At 37.4% G+C, this 20,095-nt stretch carries 21 protein-coding genes; 18 read left to right on the top strand and 3 right to left on the bottom strand.

Annotation, left to right across the window (positions count from 1 at the left end):
* Positions 1-15 precede the first annotated feature (15 nt).
* The 18 genes from ACZ430_RS04965 to ACZ430_RS04880 all read left to right on the top strand — a co-directional run bounded on the left by ACZ430_RS04965 (position 16) and on the right by ACZ430_RS04880 (position 17,293).
* A complete protein-coding gene (locus ACZ430_RS04965) occupies positions 16-246 on the top strand; it encodes a hypothetical protein (RefSeq protein WP_297212815.1) in 231 nt (76 codons plus the stop codon).
* A 44-nt stretch (positions 247-290) separates the two neighbouring features.
* Positions 291-2,210, top strand: coding sequence for a 1,4-alpha-glucan branching protein GlgB (gene glgB, locus ACZ430_RS04960; protein ID WP_297212814.1), 1,920 nt, complete (start codon positions 291-293; stop codon positions 2,208-2,210).
* Between the two features lie 61 nt (positions 2,211-2,271).
* The gene (gene selD / locus ACZ430_RS04955; protein WP_297212813.1) at positions 2,272-3,297 is read left to right on the top strand and encodes a selenide, water dikinase SelD; all 1,026 of its coding nucleotides are present in this window, start codon (positions 2,272-2,274) and stop codon (positions 3,295-3,297) included.
* Positions 3,298-3,400: 103 nt separating this feature from the next.
* Positions 3,401-3,880, top strand: a complete 480-nt coding sequence (locus tag ACZ430_RS04950; RefSeq protein WP_297212811.1) for an Hsp20/alpha crystallin family protein — start codon at positions 3,401-3,403, stop codon at positions 3,878-3,880.
* An 83-nt stretch (positions 3,881-3,963) separates the two neighbouring features.
* On the top strand, positions 3,964-4,869 hold the full coding sequence (locus ACZ430_RS04945) for a hypothetical protein (protein WP_297212809.1): 906 nt from the start codon (positions 3,964-3,966) through the stop codon (positions 4,867-4,869).
* Between the two features lie 11 nt (positions 4,870-4,880).
* Positions 4,881-5,975: a hypothetical protein gene (locus ACZ430_RS04940; RefSeq protein WP_297212807.1), complete on the top strand. Its 1,095-nt coding sequence runs from the start codon at positions 4,881-4,883 to the stop codon at positions 5,973-5,975.
* 2 nt (positions 5,976-5,977) lie between these two features.
* A complete protein-coding gene (locus ACZ430_RS04935) occupies positions 5,978-8,107 on the top strand; it encodes a tetratricopeptide repeat protein (RefSeq protein WP_297212805.1) in 2,130 nt (709 codons plus the stop codon).
* Entirely contained in the window at positions 8,091-8,591 is a 501-nt protein-coding gene (locus tag ACZ430_RS04930) for a DUF4410 domain-containing protein (RefSeq protein ID WP_297212803.1), read from the top strand. The genes ACZ430_RS04935 and ACZ430_RS04930 overlap by 17 nt, the downstream gene beginning before the upstream one ends.
* A gap of 117 nt (positions 8,592-8,708) precedes the next feature.
* Positions 8,709-9,182: a transcription elongation factor GreA gene (gene greA / locus ACZ430_RS04925; protein WP_297212801.1), complete on the top strand. Its 474-nt coding sequence runs from the start codon at positions 8,709-8,711 to the stop codon at positions 9,180-9,182.
* Positions 9,175-9,921, top strand: coding sequence for a dihydroorotate dehydrogenase electron transfer subunit (locus ACZ430_RS04920; RefSeq protein WP_297212799.1), 747 nt, complete (start codon positions 9,175-9,177; stop codon positions 9,919-9,921). The genes greA and ACZ430_RS04920 overlap by 8 nt, the downstream gene beginning before the upstream one ends.
* The gene (locus ACZ430_RS04915) at positions 9,918-10,832 is read left to right on the top strand and encodes a dihydroorotate dehydrogenase (RefSeq protein WP_297212797.1); all 915 of its coding nucleotides are present in this window, start codon (positions 9,918-9,920) and stop codon (positions 10,830-10,832) included. Before ACZ430_RS04920 ends, ACZ430_RS04915 begins: the two co-directional genes overlap by 4 nt.
* Positions 10,804-11,586, top strand: coding sequence for an SAM hydrolase/SAM-dependent halogenase family protein (locus ACZ430_RS04910; RefSeq protein WP_297212796.1), 783 nt, complete (start codon positions 10,804-10,806; stop codon positions 11,584-11,586). The genes ACZ430_RS04915 and ACZ430_RS04910 overlap by 29 nt, the downstream gene beginning before the upstream one ends.
* On the top strand, positions 11,579-12,442 hold the full coding sequence (gene hslO, locus ACZ430_RS04905) for an Hsp33 family molecular chaperone HslO (protein ID WP_297212794.1): 864 nt from the start codon (positions 11,579-11,581) through the stop codon (positions 12,440-12,442). The genes ACZ430_RS04910 and hslO overlap by 8 nt, the downstream gene beginning before the upstream one ends.
* 33 nt (positions 12,443-12,475) lie before the next feature.
* Entirely contained in the window at positions 12,476-13,282 is an 807-nt protein-coding gene (locus tag ACZ430_RS04900; RefSeq protein ID WP_297212792.1) for a metal-dependent hydrolase, read from the top strand.
* Between the two features lie 92 nt (positions 13,283-13,374).
* Entirely contained in the window at positions 13,375-14,409 is a 1,035-nt protein-coding gene (locus ACZ430_RS04895; protein ID WP_297212790.1) for an efflux RND transporter periplasmic adaptor subunit, read from the top strand.
* Positions 14,406-15,659, top strand: a complete 1,254-nt coding sequence (locus ACZ430_RS04890; RefSeq protein ID WP_297212788.1) for an ABC transporter permease — start codon at positions 14,406-14,408, stop codon at positions 15,657-15,659. The genes ACZ430_RS04895 and ACZ430_RS04890 overlap by 4 nt, the downstream gene beginning before the upstream one ends.
* On the top strand, positions 15,656-16,345 hold the full coding sequence (locus tag ACZ430_RS04885) for an ABC transporter ATP-binding protein (RefSeq protein ID WP_297212786.1): 690 nt from the start codon (positions 15,656-15,658) through the stop codon (positions 16,343-16,345). Before ACZ430_RS04890 ends, ACZ430_RS04885 begins: the two co-directional genes overlap by 4 nt.
* 75 nt (positions 16,346-16,420) lie before the next feature.
* Entirely contained in the window at positions 16,421-17,293 is an 873-nt protein-coding gene (locus tag ACZ430_RS04880) for a tetratricopeptide repeat protein (protein WP_297212784.1), read from the top strand.
* On the opposite strand, the gene ACZ430_RS04875 is transcribed toward ACZ430_RS04880, so the two are convergent.
* From ACZ430_RS04875 to mtnP, 3 genes are read right to left on the bottom strand one after another with little or no spacing between them, the layout of a single operon-like run.
* Positions 17,294-18,850, bottom strand: a complete 1,557-nt coding sequence (locus ACZ430_RS04875; RefSeq protein WP_297212782.1) for an AAA family ATPase — start codon at positions 18,848-18,850, stop codon at positions 17,294-17,296.
* A complete protein-coding gene (locus tag ACZ430_RS04870; RefSeq protein WP_297212780.1) occupies positions 18,847-19,338 on the bottom strand; it encodes a L,D-transpeptidase family protein in 492 nt (163 codons plus the stop codon). Before ACZ430_RS04870 ends, ACZ430_RS04875 begins: the two co-directional genes overlap by 4 nt.
* On the bottom strand, positions 19,313-20,092 hold the full coding sequence (gene mtnP / locus ACZ430_RS04865; protein WP_297212778.1) for an S-methyl-5'-thioadenosine phosphorylase: 780 nt from the start codon (positions 20,090-20,092) through the stop codon (positions 19,313-19,315). The genes ACZ430_RS04870 and mtnP overlap by 26 nt, the downstream gene beginning before the upstream one ends.
* Positions 20,093-20,095: the final 3 nt, after the last annotated feature.

Here is a 20,095-nt window from a genome sequence, read left to right as displayed (position 1 = left end):
AATTAAAAGGAGGGAATGAAGACTAATTATTTAATAAGCTTATTACTCACAAATGGTTTGAGACGCTCTGGAGTAGGTGAATTTTATGCAGACATTACATGGCCTATATATTTTCCTTTAAGCATGGCAGGTCAGAAAGTGAAAGTAAGAGCATTGGTGGACAGTATAAATAATGTTAAAGAGAGCAATGAAACTTTAAATGTGAGCAGATGGCTTGAAATTCAACTGCCAGAGAGGAAAAAGTAAAGATTTAAGTTAGTCAAATAACCATTTTGTGATATTATATTTCTGTGAGTGAAAGCATAGTTAAGTATGATTTTACGATTTTTAGTGATTTTGATATCTATCTTTTCAAGGAAGGCAATCATTTTACCGCCTATGAAAAGTTAGGCTCTCATTTGGTAGAATACAAGGGCTTAAGGGGAGTTTACTTTTCAGTGTGGGCACCTAATGCCGAAAAAGTATTTGTTTTCGGTGATTTCAATGGCTGGAATAAGCAGTCACATCCTCTTTCTGTAAGATGGGATGGCTCAGGAATCTGGGAAGGCTTTATACCCGGCATAGATAAAGGGACAAGATACAAATATTACATAATCTCTAAATATGGTTACAGTGTTGAGAAAGGTGACCCTTATGCTTTTTTCTGGGAAACTCCTCCAAAGACCGCTTCGGTTGTATGGGATTTAGATTATGTATGGAATGATAAAGAGTGGATGGAACAGAGATATAAATTTAATAGTCTTAAGTCACCTATTTCAATCTATGAGGTTCATTTCGGTTCATGGAGAAGAGTGCCTGAAGAGAGAGACAGACCCCTTTCATACAGAGAGATGGCTGAATGGCTTCCCAAGTATGTTAAAGAAATGGGCTTTACTCATGTAGAGTTTTTGCCTATTATGGAGCATCCTTTTTATGGTTCATGGGGATATCAGGTAACAGGATATTTTGCACCAACCAGCAGATACGGAACTCCGCAGGATTTTATGTATCTTGTGGACATTCTTCATCAAAATGGAATAGGCGTTATTCTCGATTGGGTTCCTTCTCATTTTCCCGATGATGCTCATGGGCTTAGTTTTTTTGACGGCACTTACTTATACGAACACCAAGACCCCAAAAAAGGATACCACCCTCATTGGCATAGCTACATTTTTAATTACGGCAGAAATGAGGTTAGAAACTTTCTAATTAGTTCAGCACTGTTCTGGCTTGATAAATACCATGTAGATGGACTGAGAGTTGATGCTGTAGCGTCAATGCTGTATCTTGATTATGGAAGGCAGCGGGGAGAGTGGATTCCTAACAAATATGGCGGAAAGGAAAACCTGGAAGCAATAGAGTTTTTAAGAAGCCTGAATTCAGCAGTTTATGATAAGTTTCCAGATACTCAAACCATTGCTGAAGAGTCTACGGCCTGGCCTTTAGTTTCGAGGCCTGCCTATCTTGGCGGGCTTGGTTTTGGTATGAAGTGGAATATGGGATGGATGCACGATACCCTCTCCTATTTTTCAAAAGACCCCATTTACAGAAAATACCACCAAAGTCAGCTTACTTTTAGCATTTGGTATGCCTTTACTGAAAATTTTATCCTTCCTCTCTCACATGATGAGGTTGTATACGGCAAGGGTTCTTTGATTAACAAAATGCCTGGCGACTACTGGCAGAAATTTGCCAATCTCAGACTTCTACTTGGTTATATGTATGCTCATCCTGGTAAAAAACTTTTATTTATGGGAGGAGAGTTTGCTCAGTGGGACGAGTGGTATCACGAAAAAAGTCTTGATTGGCATATTCTTCAGTTTCCAATGCATGAGGGGATGAAGAGATGGGTAAAAGATTTAAACAATCTATACAAAAGCGAATCAGCTCTCTATGAACTTGATTTTGAACCTGCTGGTTTTGAATGGATTGACTTCAGCGATGCCGAACAGAGTGTCATAAGCTTTATAAGAAGGGGAAAGTTAGATAGAGACATGGTTTTAGTGGTTTGCAATTTTACTCCTGTGCCAAGATATAACTACAGAATAGGAGTACCTTCAGAGGGTTACTGGAGAGAAATATTAAACAGTGATGCAAAAGAATATGGAGGAACTGGCACGGGAAACTTGGGCGGCGTTTACTCAGAGCAAATAATAATGCATAATAGGCCGTTTAGTGTATCTTTAACCTTGCCTCCTCTTGGTATTTTATTTTTTAAGCTAAATACTTAATGATGAAATTATGATAGAATTTAATTATATATTCTATTGATAAAAACTATAAGGAGTATGTATGCTTACAGAAAAAGTAAAAGCTGCGGGCTGAGCAGCAAAGATAGGTCCTGGGGACCTTGAGGAAATACTTAAGAGTTTAGAGCTTCCAACGGATTCTAATCTTCTGATTGGCTCAGAGGACTGGTCTGATGCGGCTATTTATCGCCTAAGAGAAGACTTAGCAATTGTGCAAAGCATTGATTTTTTTACTCCCATTGTGGATAATCCCTACGATTTCGGACAGATTGCAGTGGCCAACTCTTTAAGTGATATATATTGTGTAGGTGCAAAGCCTATTTTGGCTTTGAATATTGTATGTTTCCCTATAAAAGATTTAGATAGAAATATTTTAAAAGAAATTCTAAAAGGTGGAGCTGACAAGCTCAAAGAAGCAGGGGTTTTAATGGTTGGAGGACACAGCGTTGAAGACCCTGAAATAAAGTATGGTGTATCAGTAACAGGAATTGTCAACCCAGAAAAGTTTATAACCAACAGAGGTGCAAAGGAAGGCGATTTTCTTATACTCACAAAGCCTATCGGCACGGGAATTCTTTCAACGGCCTTGAAAGGAAAGCTTCTTGACGAAGATACGACAGAAATTCTCACAAAAACAATGGCATCTCTTAATAATATTGCATCTGAGACAATGATGGAGTTTGGTGTAAATGCTTGCACCGATATAACTGGCTTTGGACTTATTGGTCATGCTCTTGAGATGGCAAGGGCAAGTGGAGTTGTGATAGAGATTTTCAAGGATAAAGTTCCAATGCTTCCGAAAGTAAAGGACTTTGCCTCAATGGGCATTGTTCCTGCCGGTGGAAGAAGAAATGTAAACTACTGTTCAAAGTCTCTTCAGATAGGTAGTGTAGACCCTATAATGCTTGATATTCTGTCTGACCCTCAAACATCGGGAGGGCTTCTCATTTCAGCGCCATCAGATATTGCAGAGAAGCTTTTAATTTCTCTAAAGAATAAGGGTGTCAGTTCTGCTGAGATTATCGGAAGGGTGGTAAGCGAGGGAGACGGAAGAGTTATTATTTCTTGATACAAAGCATATAAAAACTATTTTGTAACCTCTTGACAAATATAAAAATTAGATGTTATATTTAGTCATGTAGTATCAATATCACACTAAAGGAGGTGTGACCATGACAAGAAAAGAAACAAAAGATGTAGCCAGGGTTGAACCCAAACTTTTGTCTCCTTTTGAGGAGATTGAAAGACTTTTCGAGGAGTTTTGGAAGAGACCATTTTCCACTTTTGGCTCTATATTTCCAAGGCTGAAGGCAGAGGCTGATGTTGTTGCTCCTGCAGTTGATATATACGAGGAAGGAGACGATTTAGTTCTTAAGGCTGAATTGCCGGGGCTAAATAAGGAGGACATCGAAGTAAAGGTAACAGATGACTACATTACAATCTCCGGCGAAAAGAAAAAAGAGGAGAAAGTTGAGGAGAAGAATTATTACAGATACGAGCGTTCTTATGGTTCTTTCTCCAGGAGTTTCAGGTTGCCTGTAGAGGTTCAGACAGACAAGGCAAAGGCAAAATTTGAAAACGGTGTTCTCGAGATAAGAATTCCTAAGACTGAAGAGGCAAAGACAAAAGAGAGAAAACTTCAGATTGAATAGCCAAGAGGGGCTTTATGCCCCTCTGATTTTTTACGTTTTTAGCTTCTCTTGACGATTTCCCACCAAAATTTATACACTCTATCATGAAAAAATTTATTTTAATCCTTGCCCTTTTTTTTATTTTAAATATAGCAGAAGCTGAAAATAAAAGTTTCCTTCCAAAAACTTTTTTGATTTTGCCTGAAAGCAGTAATGTCAAGATAAAATGGATAATTCCACCAGATACTAAAGAAATAAGGAAGGAGCAAAGTGGAAAGATAAGATTTTTCATTAATTTTGACAATGAACCTATTGCCATATACGAAAACTCTCTTATTTTTAATCCTATTAAGGGCTATTTTATAAAATTGAAAGAGCCTACAAAGGACTCATTATGCCTTGAAAATGGTGTAATGCTTTTTTCGAATGGCAACAAAATTGGCTATCTCGAAGTAGAAAGAGAAATGAAAAATATGCCTACCGGAAGAATAAAAGCCATTGCATCCCTGCCTTCTGCTAATGCTAAGCTTTTTCAAGGAGAAAACAGCATTTATTCGGTAGTCTTTAACACTAAGACAAAAAAATATGAGATTTATACTTTTGATAACTCAAAGATGTCTTTTAAAAAAATCGCTATTATTAATGAACCTATCAATGCATTAACAGGGAAAGGTGAATATCTTTTCTTTTCTACAGGAAAGAGCATAAAGGAGTATATGAAGGGTAAATTAAAAAATCTCTATGAACATCCAAGACAGGAAATAAGGGAGCTTTTCTATAACGATAAGGTTGGGCTAATATATAAAACTTCAAACGGCGTGGGTTTGATAAAAAACAACTCTGCTTTAGAATTTTTACAGACGGAAAATCCGCAGATTTATCTTAAGGGCACGAGCCTCTATGTTTTTTTCAACTCTGTCAATGCAGTTATGGAACTTGCAAATATTGATGATTTAAAAAATTACAGCTTTCACGTAGAGAAAGTTATTGATATTAAACAAACCTTTTAAGGAGGGCTGCCATGTGGCAGAGAGTTTTAATTTTTTTAATAATCTTAAGCTTGATATCTGACCCTACTTTACTTTTGGCAGGAAGCATTCCTACGCCTGGTATGTCATGTGACGGAAGTCAGATGCCCGATGGAACATTTATTCCTGCTGGTCAGGTAAGAGAGATAACCTATGGAGGTGTAAGGTATAGATGTGTAGGTTGTGGTAGTTGTACACCCATAAGCAGTGGTTCTTCAGGTAGCACCTCTTCAACATACATTCCCTATGTTCCTTCCTACGGCACGACATCACAACAGATGGCAATAGGTTTAATGGGAGCATTTCTAAGCGGCTTTTTCAGTTCTCTCTTTAGTAGTGCTTTTGATAATAAATCAGCCTATGATAATAGAAGTCAGAGAGAATACGAGGAACAGCAAAGAAGACTTGCTGAAGAACAGAAAAGGCAGGAGGAGCGGAAAAAGCAGCTTCTTGCCCAATATAACTCTCTTATTACGCAGGCAAAAGCAGCAATGCAAAGTGTATCAAACCAGAGCAGTTCACCCTTGACTTTTCAGACCCTTGGAGGTCAGCTTACACCTTTTCAGTGGCAGAGTGCACCCTCAGCTAAACCAGAGCAAGAACCTTCAAGTAATGACCTCTTTGTCTTAAATGTTTCTGATATGAATAAAATTTTTGGAAATGTAATTCAGGAAAAGGCAATAGAGGAAATTGAAGAAAAGATTGATGATTATGGTGGGAAACTTATTGAAAAACTTGATGAAAAATATGGAAAAAATTGGGGCTCAAAATATTACGAAAGAGGCCTGCCGATTGTAAAAATTGCTGTTACTGCAAAAACAGAAGGAGCTGTTCAAGCAGCGGCTGAGACCATTGACTACGGCATCTCCCTCATTCCAATGCCTACTGTTACTCAGGAAGTATTTGGAATAGGTAAAAAAATATACACAAAAGTTGCTTTTACAGCTTTAGATAAATTTCTTACAGAAACAGAAAAAGCCTGTGACTTCTTTGGATTGAATTGTGATAAAGAGGATTTCTGGCAGAAAACAGAAAATGAGATGAATACTGCTCAAAAAATAGTATATAAATGGCTGGGAGGAAGATGACCATGAAGTTATTTAAGTTTGTTATCTTTATAATTCTCATATTCACATTAATAAGCTGTGAGCCCATAAGAAAAACAACGACCCTTAAACCTTTTAACATTGAACCGCCTAAAGAGACTCCTGTGGTAAAAAAGCTTCCCTATGAAGCATTTGTAATTATTGATGATTCGAAGGTTTACAGCGCAACAGACTACAATTACAATGCTGGCATTATTCATACTGTCGAGTTTCCTGTAGGAAATATTATGAAACAGGTTCTGCCGATATACTTTAATCAGATGTTTCAGAAGGTTAAGTATGATAGAGATATGTCATCCTTAATTCGTTCCAATGACATACTAATAATAAATGCAATAGTGGACAATATTAATTTTAAGGAGAAATGTTGCCTTCCAGTTGTGTTAGATGTAAACGCAAGGACTAAGTTTGTAATCTATGATAGTGACTTAATTGCTTTAGCCCTTCCTGTTTATGGCGATGGTTCTGGTAAAACCTCAAAGTCTGGCCTTTTTTCATATATTGACGAAAAGGATTTGGGCAATACTGCCTATCAGGCATTACTAAACTCAGTAAAAAATGCTACTGATGGAATTTATGCGGCAGTCATGAACCCAAAAACACAGATTTCAGAGGCAAAACAGCTTATAAATAAAGACCCTTCCAAGTCTTTTCCATACAAGGTGGTGGCTAATCTTTCTCTGAAGGTAAATGATATTGCCGAGGCTTGTGCAGCAGCACAAATGTATGTCCAGCTTGAGCCTAAAGATTCAGAAGGTTATTTGCTTCTTCATAAATGTTATTTAGCACAGAGGCAATACAAGGATGCCCTTAAACAACTTGAGCATGCTATATCTTTAGCACCTAAGAGTGCTATTTTAGCTGATAAAATTATCAATTTCTATATAGAGAGAGGAAAGTTTGAAAAAGCTATTGAATGGATTAAAAAATACCTTGAACTAAGACCAGACGATTGCTATGCGTTTCTGACACTATCGGTTCTTCATTTTAAGACAGACAAAACAGAGGAAGCAATAAAAATAGCAGAAAAGGCATTAGAGAAGTTAACCTTTTCAGGAGTGGGACTTAAAATTTCTAAAAGGGAAGAGGAATATGCAAAGATAAGTTCAGTAGAACCTAACAGCCCCGCAGAAAAGGCAGGTATAAAACCTGGCTATGAAATAGTAGAGATTGATGGAAAATCAACTTTAGAACTTCCTATAAATGATATTATTCAAAAAATTAGAGGTGAAGAGGGAACAGAGGTAACTCTTAGAATTAAAAAAAGTGACTCAGAAGAATTGCAGACCTATAAACTCACTCGGGTAAAATTTTACACAGAACCTGCTGCAGTATCCTACAAGGGTGCTCTTGCCATTTATTTTCTTGAGATGAACGATTTTTCAAAGGCCAAAAAACACATAGAGGAGGCTGAGAAAATATCTCCTGAAAATAGTTATTTAAGACTTGCAAAGGCACTTTTAGATTTAAAAGAGGGGAAAAATGAAAAAGTAATAGAGGAGACAGAAAAGCTCAAAGATAGTCATTATGCCAGAATACTTCAGGCCATTGCTTTTGCAAAAAAAGGAAGGTTTGAAGAAGCGATTGATTTATATAAAAATACTAAAGATGCGTTACTTATTACATCAAAAACAAGAGAAGAATTTTTCCTGACTGTCAAACCCTATCTGGAGAAAATTGAAAACAGGGTAATCGAATATGAAAGAGCAGGCCAGTATGCTCTCGCTTTAAGGGAGTATGGAAAATTAATCGATATTTCTGATGATGATAAGGCTCAAAGAATTCGAAACAGGATTGGAAGGATTATTTCTCAGAATCCTTCTCTCGTAGAATTAAGAGATGAGGCAAGAAAACATTACTTACAGGCCGAGGTCTTGTTTACAAACAACAAATTTGAAGAAGCAATAGTTGAACTTGACAAAGCGTTGAGACTTCAACCTTTCAATCCTCAAATCTACTTTAATAAGGCTTTAGTATATGAAAAGATAGCTGACTATGTAAAGGCCATTGAAAACATGGAGATATATCTACAGCTTGCTCCTAACTCGCCGAATGCTCAAACAATAAAAGACCAGATTTATAAATGGAGATTCATCCATGAAAAGGAGATATAGTCTATTAATTCTGTTTCTTTTTGTGCTAACTTCTTGTGCTGGTCAGACTTTAATAAAGCCAGAGACAGATTTTAAGATAAAAGGACAAAAAAGAGCTTTTCTAACAGTAGTGACATCAATTAAAGAGAGTGAAAATGAAATTCAGCAGATAGAAAAAATCCTGAAAGAAAAGCTTCAGAATACGAATATTTTTAGCCAAATAACAGAAAAAATTAACGACGCTGATTTAAACATTAAAGTCGAAATTGATGAATTATTAAAAGTTTCAAAATCTGAAAGGCTTCTTTTTGGTGCAATGGCAGGAAGGGCAAAAATAGCTGGCAAAGTATCCCTAATTGAAGTATCATCGGGCAATGTTTTAGGCAGTTTCCGTGTAGAAGCCCTTTCATCGGGAGGTACTGTTTTCGCTGGAACTACAGAAGAAGTAATAGGAAAGTTTGCTGACGAGATAGTAAAGTATCTCGTAGAAAATACAGTGAATTAAAAAATAAGAACACTGGTTCAATTTCTCTGTAGTGACAATTTTCGCTTTTTTCTGCTAAATTAAAACTTATAGGCAACGTTATCAGCTACAAATGGTTAATTGAAGGAGGAAGTTTTAATGGATAGAATTCCAATGACTCCCGAAGGATATGAGAAACTCAAGGATGAACTGGACAGACTTATTAAAGTCGAGCGTCCTGCTATTATAAAAGCCATTGCTGAAGCAAGGGCTCATGGGGACTTGTCTGAGAACGCAGAGTATCATGCGGCAAGGGAAAAACAGTCCTTTATTGAAGGCAGAATTCAGGAACTTCAGGCAAAGCTTTCGAGAGCATATGTTATTGACCCTTCAAAGATAAATCAAGAAAAAGTAGCTTTTGGTGCTAAAGTAAGAGTCCTTGACCTTGACACTGAAGAGGAAAAGGAGTTCCATCTTGTAGGACCTGATGAAGCAGACGCAAAAAATGGTAAAATTTCAGTAACCTCTCCTGTAGGTAAAGCTCTAATAGGTAGAGAAGTAGGCGAGCAGATAACAGTTAAAGCTCCTGCTAAAATCTTGAACTACGAAATAATCTCCATAAGCTTTGAATAAGTTTACTGAAGCAAAGGTAATATCAAATGAAAAGTTAAAAGAAGATATTTTTTTGATATCCATTGAAACTGCCTTTGCTCAGCAACCGAAACCAGGACAGTTTTACATACTTAGAACAAATGAGAGATTTGACCCGCTGTTGGGAAGACCTTTCAGTATTTTTGATGCAGAGGAAAATAAGCTAAAATTTCTATACAGGATAAAGGGCAAAGGCACTTCTCTCATAAGCAAACTAAAAGAAAATGCACAAATTTCAATAACAGGGCCTCTTGGTAGGGGCTATCCCTCTCCAGAGGGAGATTTTATTGTCATTGCTGGAGGGATTGGCCTTGCATCAGTTTACTATCTCCTCAGGAAATTTCCTCAAAGAGCCTATCTTTTTTACGGAGTGAGAAACAGGGAGGAAGTTTTATTCTATGAAAGTCTCAGGGATTTATCAAAGGAGTTGTGTGTCGCTACAGAGTGTGGTTCAGTGGGTTATCAGGGGCTTGTTACAGAGGTTTTTAAAGAGAGAGGTTTAAGGCTTAATTTGCCTATTTATGCATGTGGTCCCATGGTAATGATAAAAGAGTTGGATAAAATCATAGAAGAAAGAGAAAACAAATGCTTTGTAGCTGTAGAGGAAAGAATGGCATGCGGCATAGGTGCTTGCCTGGGATGTGTAATTGAGACAAAAAATGGAATGCAAAGAGTTTGCACAGAAGGACCTGTTTTCGAACTTAGAGAGTTAAAACTATGAAGCCAAAGCTTGAGGTAAAACTTGGTAATCTGACCTTCAAAAATCCTGTGCTAACAGCATCAGGCACTTTTGGCTATGGCCTTGAGTATTCCCCTTTTATTGACCTAAATCTTCTCGGTGGCATAGTTGTTAAAGGTCTTTCTCTTAATCCGAAGCAAGGAAATCCAACTCCGAGGATTTATGAGACTCCCTGTGGAATGATAAACTCCATAGGCTTGCAGAACATTGGATATGAGGCTTTTGCGAGAGAAAAGCTCCCCTTTTTAAGACGTTTTAATACAAATATAATTGTAAATTTCTTCGGTGAAAATCTTGATGAATATCTGGAAATGGCAACGCGTCTTGAGCAAACCGATGGTGTCCATGCTTTAGAGATGAATGTATCCTGTCCGAATAAAAAGAGCGAATGGAGAAGAATGGGTATCAATCCTCAACTTTTGAGAGAAGCGGTGAAAGAGGTGAGAAAGCAAGTGAGGAAGCCTTTAATAGTAAAGCTTTCTCCTCAGGTTACAGATATAGCAGAAATGGCAAAGATTTGCGAAGAAGAGGGTGCCGATGCCGTTTCTTTGATAAATACCATACCAGCTATGGTTATTGATATAAAAACGAGAAGAAGCTTCTTGGGAACTCCTACGGGAGGACTTTCAGGTCCTGCCATAAGACCAGTGGCAGTAAGAGCAGTATGGGAGGTGGCAGGAGTGGTAAAAATTCCAATTGTAGGAATGGGCGGTATTATGACTGCCGAAGATGCTCTTCAATTTATTATTGCCGGTGCAACTTTTGTGGCTGTTGGAACTGCCAACTTTATAAATCCCCGCGCTACCATAGAGCTTATTGAAGGAATTGAGAAATTTTTGGTCGCTGAAGAAATAAGAGACATAAATGAGCTTATTGGAACATTCAGACAGTAAGATAATAACTCTTACAACTGATTTTGGCTACAGAGACCCTTTTGTGGGACAGATGAAGGGTGTAATTTTGACAATTAATCGCTATGCAAAAATTGTTGATATTACTCATGATGTTTCCTCCCATAATATTGAAGAAGCAGCTTTTTTAATTAATGAAAGTTTTAAGTATTTTCCTCAAGGTAGCATCCATGTTGTTGTCGTAGACCCTGGGGTTGGCTCAGAAAGAAAAGCTATAGCAGTAAGCTCAGGGGGACATTATTTTCTTGCTCCCGACAATGGAGTTTTGAGCTATTTGTTTAAAAATAATTATGAAGCAGTTACAATTGAAAACGAAAAATTTGTCTTGAAAAAAAACAGCCCTACTTTTCAGGGAAGAGACCTTTTTGCTCCGGCTGCTGCATGGCTTTCAAAGGGGCATGATTTTAGGGAACTTGGAACTCCCGTTAAAGAACCTATTATTCTGAATATAGATGAACCTTTGCGAATAGATAATAGAATAGTGGGCAAGATTATTTATTTTGACAAGTTTGGCAATGCCATAACAAATATAAAGATAGAAGGAGAGAAAATTAGAGAGATTTGTATAGGTGAGCACAGGCTTTCTATTGTAAAATTTTACGCTCAATCTCCTGAAAAGCCTGCTGCCTTAGTAAACAGCAATGGTTTTCTGGAAATTTTCGCATATAAAGACTCAGCAGAAAAAACTTTAGAACTCCAAAAAGGTCAGACTGTGGAGGTTTTCATAGATGGATGAGATAGTAAAGGGAATAATTAAAGATGAGAATGTTCTTGTTGCAGCAACAGTCTGTACTGAAACAGTAAGCCATGCCCAGAAAATTCATGACACCTGGCCTACTGCCACGGCAGCTATGGGTAGACTTATTGCTGGAGTTGTTTTGCTGGCATCAACATTGAAAGACAGGCAAAAGGTAATGATTCAAGTAAGAGGAGATGGACCTCTTGAGGAGGTTGTAGCAGAATCTGATTGGCTCTACAGAACAAGGGCATATGTTCGGAGACCTCATATTTACATGGGCCTTAAAGGAGAAAAAATAGATGTAGGAAGAGCAGTAGGAAAGGGTTTTTTAAATGTAATAAGGGATTTGGGGCTTAGAGAGTATTATCAAAGCAGTGTAGAACTTCAGACAGGAGAGATAGCCACAGACCTTGCATACTATCTAAATATTTCAGAACAGATTCCCTCTGCAGTATCACTTGGTGTTTTTGTATCGCCTGACAACTCTGTTGGTGCAGCAGGAGGATTCATGATACAGACCATGCCCGATACAAGAAGAGAAATAATAGATTTTCTTGAGAGGAAGTTAATAGATGTTAGACCCGTAACGTCAATGATAATGGGTGGCATGAATGCTTTTGACATGCTCGAGGAAGCAGTAGGGTTGCCTGTAGAAGTGATAAATCGTTCAGAGATAAGCTATTCCTGCCCTTGCACAAAGGACAGGGTAATAAATGCTATTGTTACTCTCGGAAAAGAAGAGATTAGTAAAATGATAGACGAAGGAGAGACCGTAAAGGTAGAGTGTTTTTTCTGCAAAGAAAAGTATGAAGTTACTCTTGAGGAATTAAGAGAACTACTTAGGATTATTTGATTTCGAGTAGTCTCAAATTTTAGGAGGTGTATTATGAGAAAATTAGTTGTCCTATTTATTTTTCTTTTCCTTCCTGCTGTTGCCTTTGCATCAACAGAGATAACATGGTATGGTCACGGAGCATTTAAGATTAAAACACCTGCTGGCAAGGTTCTTCTGATTGACCCTTGGATTACAAATCCCGTCAATCCAGAGGGAAAGAAGCAGCTTGAAGAGTTAAGCAAGGTAGACCTCATTTTACTCACCCATGCCCATGGAGACCATATAGGAAATACTGTTGAGATAGCAAAAAAGACAGGTGCTAAGCTTGTTGCTACCTATGACTTGGGTAAGGCAATGGTTTTGCATGGAGGTTTTCCGGAAAGTCAGTTTGGCTATGAGACAACGGGAAACTTCGGCGGAGAGATAACTCTGCTTGATGGTGAAGTGAAGGTTTTATTTGTTCCTGCGATTCACAGTTCAGGCCTTGAGACAACAGGCAATCCGAAGTCACTCATATATGCTGGCAATCCCGGCGGCTTTGTTATCTCCATAAAAAATGGACCAACTGTGTATCACACCGGTGACACAGACTTATTTGAGGATATGAAGCTACTGGGAGAGCTTTACAGAATAGACATAATGATGGTCTGTATTGGAGACAGGTTTACAATGGGGCCTAAGAGGGCTGCAAGAGCTGTGAAATATGTAAAGCCCAAGGCAGTTATTCCAATGCACTATGGCACATTCCCCGTTCTTACAGGCACTTTTTCAGATTTTGAGAAAGAGCTTTCTCTTCAGAAAACAAAGGCAAAATTAATAAAAATCAAAGCCGGTGAAACCATAAAATTGAGCAGATGAAATTTCAGCTAAAAAGAAAAACTATTATTATTCTTATCGTTCTTATTTTCTTATCCATCATATTTGCCCTTGTTTTTTGGCCTAAGAGGGAAGTGAATAAATACCGAGTAGAGAAGAAAAAGATGGTTCAGTCTGTTTATGCCTCTGGTTACATTGATTCCTCAGATAGTGTGGAGATTAAATCAGAAGTTTCAGGATATATTGAGAAAATAATGGTTAAAGAGGGAGATGAAGTAAAGAAAGGGCAGATTCTTGCTGTAATAAGCAATGACACGGTAAGGGAAAATCTTAAGGATTTTCAGGCTCAACTTGACTCTGTAAAAGATAGGCTAAAACCAGATTCTGATTTTAGAAAAGAGTTAATTCATAATATTGAGATAAAAAAGGCCGTTTTGCAAAATGTGGAGAAAAATTTCAACAGACGAAAAGCCCTTTATGAAGAGGAGTTGATATCGAAAGAAAAATTTGATGAAATACAGAGAGAGTATGAGGTTGCACGTCGAGATTATGAAAGACAGGTAAGTATCTATAATGATTCAATAAAAAACTTAACCTATCAGTATGAGAGTCTAAGGGCAAAAACTCAGGCACTGCGAGCAGAGCTTGATAAATATTACATCAAATCCCCAATAAACGGAACAATTCTGAGGAAATTTTTAAATGCTGGCGATTATGTGAATCCCATGCAACAGAGTATTGTTTTGTTTTCTGTTGGAAATGATAAAAATCTTGAGACTGTTCTTCTTGTAGATGAGGAGTATGTTCCTATGGTTAAGGAAGGCATGAAGGTATACATCACTCTTGATTCCTACCCAGGAGAAACCTTTGAAGGTCAAATAAGGACAATTGAGAGAAAATCTGACAGAACGACAAGGACAGTAAAGGTCAAGGCAGAGGTGGATTACAAAAGAACAATATTTTTTGGGCTTACAGTAGAAGCGAATATAATTATAAAAGAAGCGGAAGGACTTTTTATTCCCGATGCAGCTTACAAAAGAGGATATGTAGATATTATAGAAAAGGGTAAGAAAAAGACAGTGAAGGTTGATGTATCACCGGAAAAATACAACGGATACCTTTTTGTAAAAGACGGCTTAAAGGAAGGGCAGGAAGTTTTATTGAAATGAAGCATATTATCTTTGTAACAATGCAGTTGCTTTTTGAGCGAAAAAGGCAAACCATTGTAGCAATTGTTGGAGTTTCCATAGGTGTTGCAGCCTTCATAGCAATGGCATCTTTAATGAACGGATTTCAGAAGTATTTTATTGAACAGGCCTTAGACCTCAATGCACACGTTACTCTTAAAGTAAAAGACGAATCTGACAGGGGAAGAATAATAAGGCAGGTATACGGAGAGGATGTGCAGTTTCATGTATACGGAGCAAAACCAAAGGAGTTAAAAGACAAGATTGTAGATTACAAGTTTTTAATTGCCAGATATGACAAAGACAGGGAAATTATTGGAGTTGCTCCTCATCTTACAGGACAGGGAATAGTGAAATATGGAACTATCGATAAATCGGCAACTTTAGTAGGAATTGACCCTATTCTTGAGAGAAAGGCCTCTGTGATTGATAAGTTTATTGTTAACAAAAGACTGGATAGTCTCATCACCGACAGAGACAGCATAGTCATAGGCAGACTTCTTGCAAGAGACTTGGGAATTGACGAGTTAGGTAAAAAGGTCGTAATAACCACGCCTAATGGCGTGACCCATCTTTTTAAAGTAGCTGATTTTTTTGATTCTGGAATAACAATGCTTGACCAGACGAGAATATACATGAACATAAAGACTCTTCAGACCATTTTAAATAAGACAAACGAAGTAAATGAGATAATCTTTAAGATAAGGGATGTTTACAGAGCTAATGAAGTTGCCGAGAGGATAAACAGAGATACAGGATACTACACAGAAAGCTGGCAAAAGGCTTTCAGGAATTTTCTACAGCTTTTTAAAATTCAAAACTACATAACCTATATGATTGTCTTTGCAATTCTTGTTGTTTCAGCCTTCGGTATATTCAATATAATCATGATGACCGTTCTTGAGAAAAAAAGAGATATAGCAATTCTTAAGGCTTTAGGATATGAAAATGCCGATATAATAAAAATATTTGTATTTCATGGAGTGACAATAGGCTTTCTCGGTGCTACCCTCGGTTGTCTCTTAGGATATCTTCTACAAGAGTTTCTTGCCTCTGTCAATGTTGGAGTGGAAGGACTTGTTAGGACAAAAGGTTTTGCCCTTGACAGAGACCCCATTTATTTTCTTTATGGAGTGCTTTTTGCTTTTTCTTTTGCCACTCTTGCATCTTTTTATCCTTCCTATAAGGCATCAAAGCTCAACCCTGTAGACATATTCAGGAGCAGTGCTTGAGCATAATTCAGCTTAAAGGTATAACCAAAAGGATAAGGGATGAGGAGATTCTCAAAGACATTAATCTATCAGTAAATAAGGGAGAATTTATAAGCATAATAGGTCCTTCTGGTTCTGGTAAAAGCTCTCTCCTCTATATAGTTGCTCTATTAGACAAGCCAACAAGCGGAGAAGTAATTGTAGAAGGAGAAAATGTAGATTTCGAGGATTCGCACAAGATAGCACAGGTGAGGAACTTAAAATTTGGCTTCATATTCCAGTTTCATTATCTCATAGCCGAGTTCAGTCTTCTTGAAAATGTGATGGTTCCAATGATAAAGGCTGGTAAAACAAGGCAGGAGGCAACTGACAGAGCCTTTATTCTTCTTGAAAAACTGGGACTTAAAGGAAAAGAAAAAAGAAAGCCCTTTCAGATATCTGGAGGAGAACAGCAGAGAGTGGCAATTGCAAGGGCTCTTGCCAATGACCCTATTGTCATTGTGGCTGATGAACCAACGGGAAATTTAGACTCTAAGAACACAGCAGTTGTAATGGATATTTTTTGCTCCCTACATTTAGAGGGAAAGACGGTCATAATGGTCACACATGAATTAGAGTTAACTGAGAAAACAGAGCGAATTGTAAAAATGCTGGATGGTATGATAATAGAGGATATAGACCTTGGGAAAAAGAACAGTGTTCTATGAGATGAACAGTTAAAAGTTGAATGTGACCAATATAAGCAACCTCAAAGGTTAAAAAATATATGCTAAAATAATGTTATGTCTATTATCCCTTTAATTTTGTTTTTGCTGCTCAACTTTTTTTCACTGTCCTTTGCAGATTCATCCTATTATGTATTTGTAGTAGATGAAAACTTAAAACCGTTAGAAGGATACAAAATTCTTCCAACTCATAGAGAAAATATTTTCATTAGCAAATCGGAACCATTGAAAAAGTGGATTGTCCATCCCAAATCCACCATGATTGTAGTGCAGGATGGTGTCTACTATCCTGTAAAAGACTCTGTAGTTTTAGACAAGAAAAAAGGAATTGTTCTTTTGATTGTTGACCTTTCTGACCGAAAAAATGTCCCTTTTCATTTAGAGGGAATAGATAAGGATTTAAACGTCAGGATTCTCCTTGACAGTAAAAAGGATATATTCGCAAAGATAGACAAAATTCTCCCTTCTCCTCTAAAACCCTCTCCTGAAGTAGAGGTAATAAAAACTCCCCAGATTGAACTCTTAAGTCTTGCAGAGAGTTATGAGAGAGCAGGTCAGCTTGAGAGGGCTTTGTATTTTTATGATGAGTTGACAAAGCTTTATCCTGAAAAGTTGGAATTTTTAGATAAATTAGCCACTCTTAACTACAGGCTTGGAAACTTTGCAAAGGCAAAACAATATCTTTTAAAAATGCCGATGGATGAGAAGGTTCTAATAAAACTTACAGGCATATATGTCATAGAAAAAAATTTTGAAGGTGCTCTGAGGCTTGTTGAGAAGTCTTCTACGGTTAATAGTAGCTACATGCACTATCTGAAAGGTATTCTATACTATCTCTTAAACAGACGAGATGAAGCCTACAAGGAGTTGTCAACTTTAATGACTCTTGATAAAAACCTATCTCAAAACTTGAGAGACCTTCTCAGATAGTTAAATGGTTTGCTTTAATTCTAAAATTTTTTCCACGTTAAAGTTTCTCTCTTCGTTCCTCATCAAGCAGAACGCTCTAAGCCCTAAAAAATTTTTGTTTCCATACTCCATTGGGCCGACAAATATCGGCTTTATTATCCGTTTTGTCTTTATATCAGAAGACTTAAGATACACTATCTCTAAATGTTTTCCTTCCTCAATAGCTTTCTCAATTAGAACAATCTTTTCTTTCAAAGGAAGCCTCTTTTCTGAATGTTTATACTGAAATTGAGTTAGGAACTGAACGATTTGTCTGTCAAGGAGAATGTGTTTTTTTAAAAGAGGTTTTTTAAGAACAAGACCTTCGAGGCTTCTACATCTTGAAAGGGCTACGTAAAGTTGACCATGAGAAAATGTTCCTCTGCCTATATCGATAATTAGTTTATCAAAGGTTAATCCCTGACTTTTATGGATAGTTATTGCCCAGGCAAGTTTGAGAGGGTATTGGGTAAACTTTCCAGTTACCTCCGTAGATATCTTCTTTTTTTCCTTATCGTAATAAAATTCAAACATCTCCCATGTGAAAGGCATAACCTCTATGACTTCTCCATTGGTAAGCTCAACTAATATTATGTCTGGCTCTCCTCTTCTTTGTTCTATGCCGATTATTCTCCCTATATCACCATTAATCCATCTGCCCTTGTTGTCATTGTTAAGAAGCATCACCTGTGCATCAACTTTTAGAACTAACTCTGCTAAAGTTGGAAGGTCTTTTTCTGTAAATTCTCCCTCTACTATGCCGAAATACTTGAAGGCTTTATTTTTTATCTTTGAGAGTTTTTCTGTATTTATTGCCTCTGCCATTTTATTGGTTGTTGTAAGATATACGTAAAAATCGTTGTCCTCTGGCACAAAATCAGGTTTAACTCGAGTGTTTATTTTTTTGATAAGCTCCTCTGTAACAGTGTTGTTTCTTATGCTATTAAGAATGTCAAGGAAAACTACATCAGACTGTCTGTAAACTTTTTCAAGTTCAATAAACTCGAATTCACATTCCTTAAATGCATTAGAACTGAAAAAATATGGTGAACTGTAGAGTTCTTTGAAAATAACTTGTTCTCTTGAGCTTACTACAGGAGGAAGTTGATAGAGGTCTCCTATGAAAATCATCTGAATACCGCCGAAGGGAGTGTTTTTTCTTCTTCCGTGTTTTCTCAAGAAAACATCAATACAGTCAAGAAGGTCTGCCCTTACCATTGATATCTCGTCTATGACAATAGTGTCAAGGTTTTTATAGAGTTTAGAATTTTTTGGTTTTATTGTTTTTACATTATGAATGTTTATGTCTGGTTTGAAGCCGAAAAATGAGTGAATTGTCTGACCTTTAACATTGACCGCTGCAACTCCTGTTGGTGCGAGTATAGCGATTTCTTTACGAGTATGCTCTCTGAAATAACTCAGAAAAGTTGATTTACCTGTTCCTGCTCTACCTGTTATGAATATATTTTTATTAGAGCCTTCGGCAAGTTCCAAAGCTTTAAGAAAAGCCTCATTTAATTCAATTTTTTCTTCTTTCATGGAAGAATTTCTATGGGAATTCCATCGGGAACCATTTTCCAGATTTCATCCATCTCTTCATTGGTTACAGCTATACAGCCCTCTGTCCAGTCATCAATTATGTGATATTTACCCAGATACTCAACTTTTTTTGAAAGTCCGTGTATCATGATTGCGCCTCCGGGATTAATACCCGCTCTGGTTGCATTTAATATGTCCGTTTCATTTGGATAAGATATTTTTAGAGCTCTGTAAAAATTGCTATTCGGATTTCTGCTTTCAATGTAGTATCTCCCTTCTGGTGTTTTCCCATCTCCCTGAGAGGTTTTCTTGCCAACAGGTGTTTTTCCAAGGGAAATGCGATAGGTCTTAAGTATCTTTCCCTCTCGCATGAGAAACATCACTCTCTTTGACTTTATTACAACTATGAGGTCAGCTATTTCATTAGCATGAAGAAGACTACTGGAGAAAAAAAGAATTATGCTAAAAAGAAGCGTTCTTAAGAGCATCTTTACAAGAACAGTTTCTATTTGTGGGAATACTTTTTATTGTCTCTTTGACTAAAATTCCAACAGTATCCAGAGATTCATGCATTGCCTCAACAACCTCTTTTACTGTAAGCGGTTTTTTGGATATTCCCGCAGCATAATTGGCAACTACAGCCACTGCTGCATAGCAGAGTTCCATTTCTCTTGCTAAAGAAGCCTCTGGCATTAGTGTCATTCCAATGATATCTGCTCCGGTGGTTCTGTAAAACTTTATCTCTGCCGCTGTTTCAAGTCTGGGGCCATTTATACACACATATGTTGCTGATGGCACTACTGATAAATTAAGTCTATGGGCTGTTTCAATGATGCATTCTCTGAGTTCTTTGCAAAAAGGTTCGGTGAAGTCAATATGAACTACTCTTCCTTCCTCAAAAAAAGTATTTTTTCTCATTCCCTGAGTGAAATCTATTATTTGGTCAGGAATGACGATACTTCCCGGTGGAATTTCTTCGTTCATAGTTCCTACGGCGAAAAGACCTATAAGTCTCTCTGCACCAAGTTCTCTGAAACCGTAGATATTGGCTCTGTAATTAACTTTATGCGGAGGTATGCTGTGTTTTTCACCGTGTCTCCGGAGAAATAAAACACTCTTTGAGTTAATTTCCTCTATTTCGTATGGGCAGGAAGGCTCGCCGTAGGGAGTTTTGATTGCGATTTTTTGTTTTTGGACTTCCGATTCACTTAAACCGCTTCCGCCGATTATTCCTATCTTCACCTT

The sequence above is a fragment of the Thermodesulfovibrio sp. TK500a genome (assembly GCF_055381765.1).
Note: the sequence above shows the minus strand (reverse complement) of the source record. Positions and strands in the feature narration are given on the sequence as shown.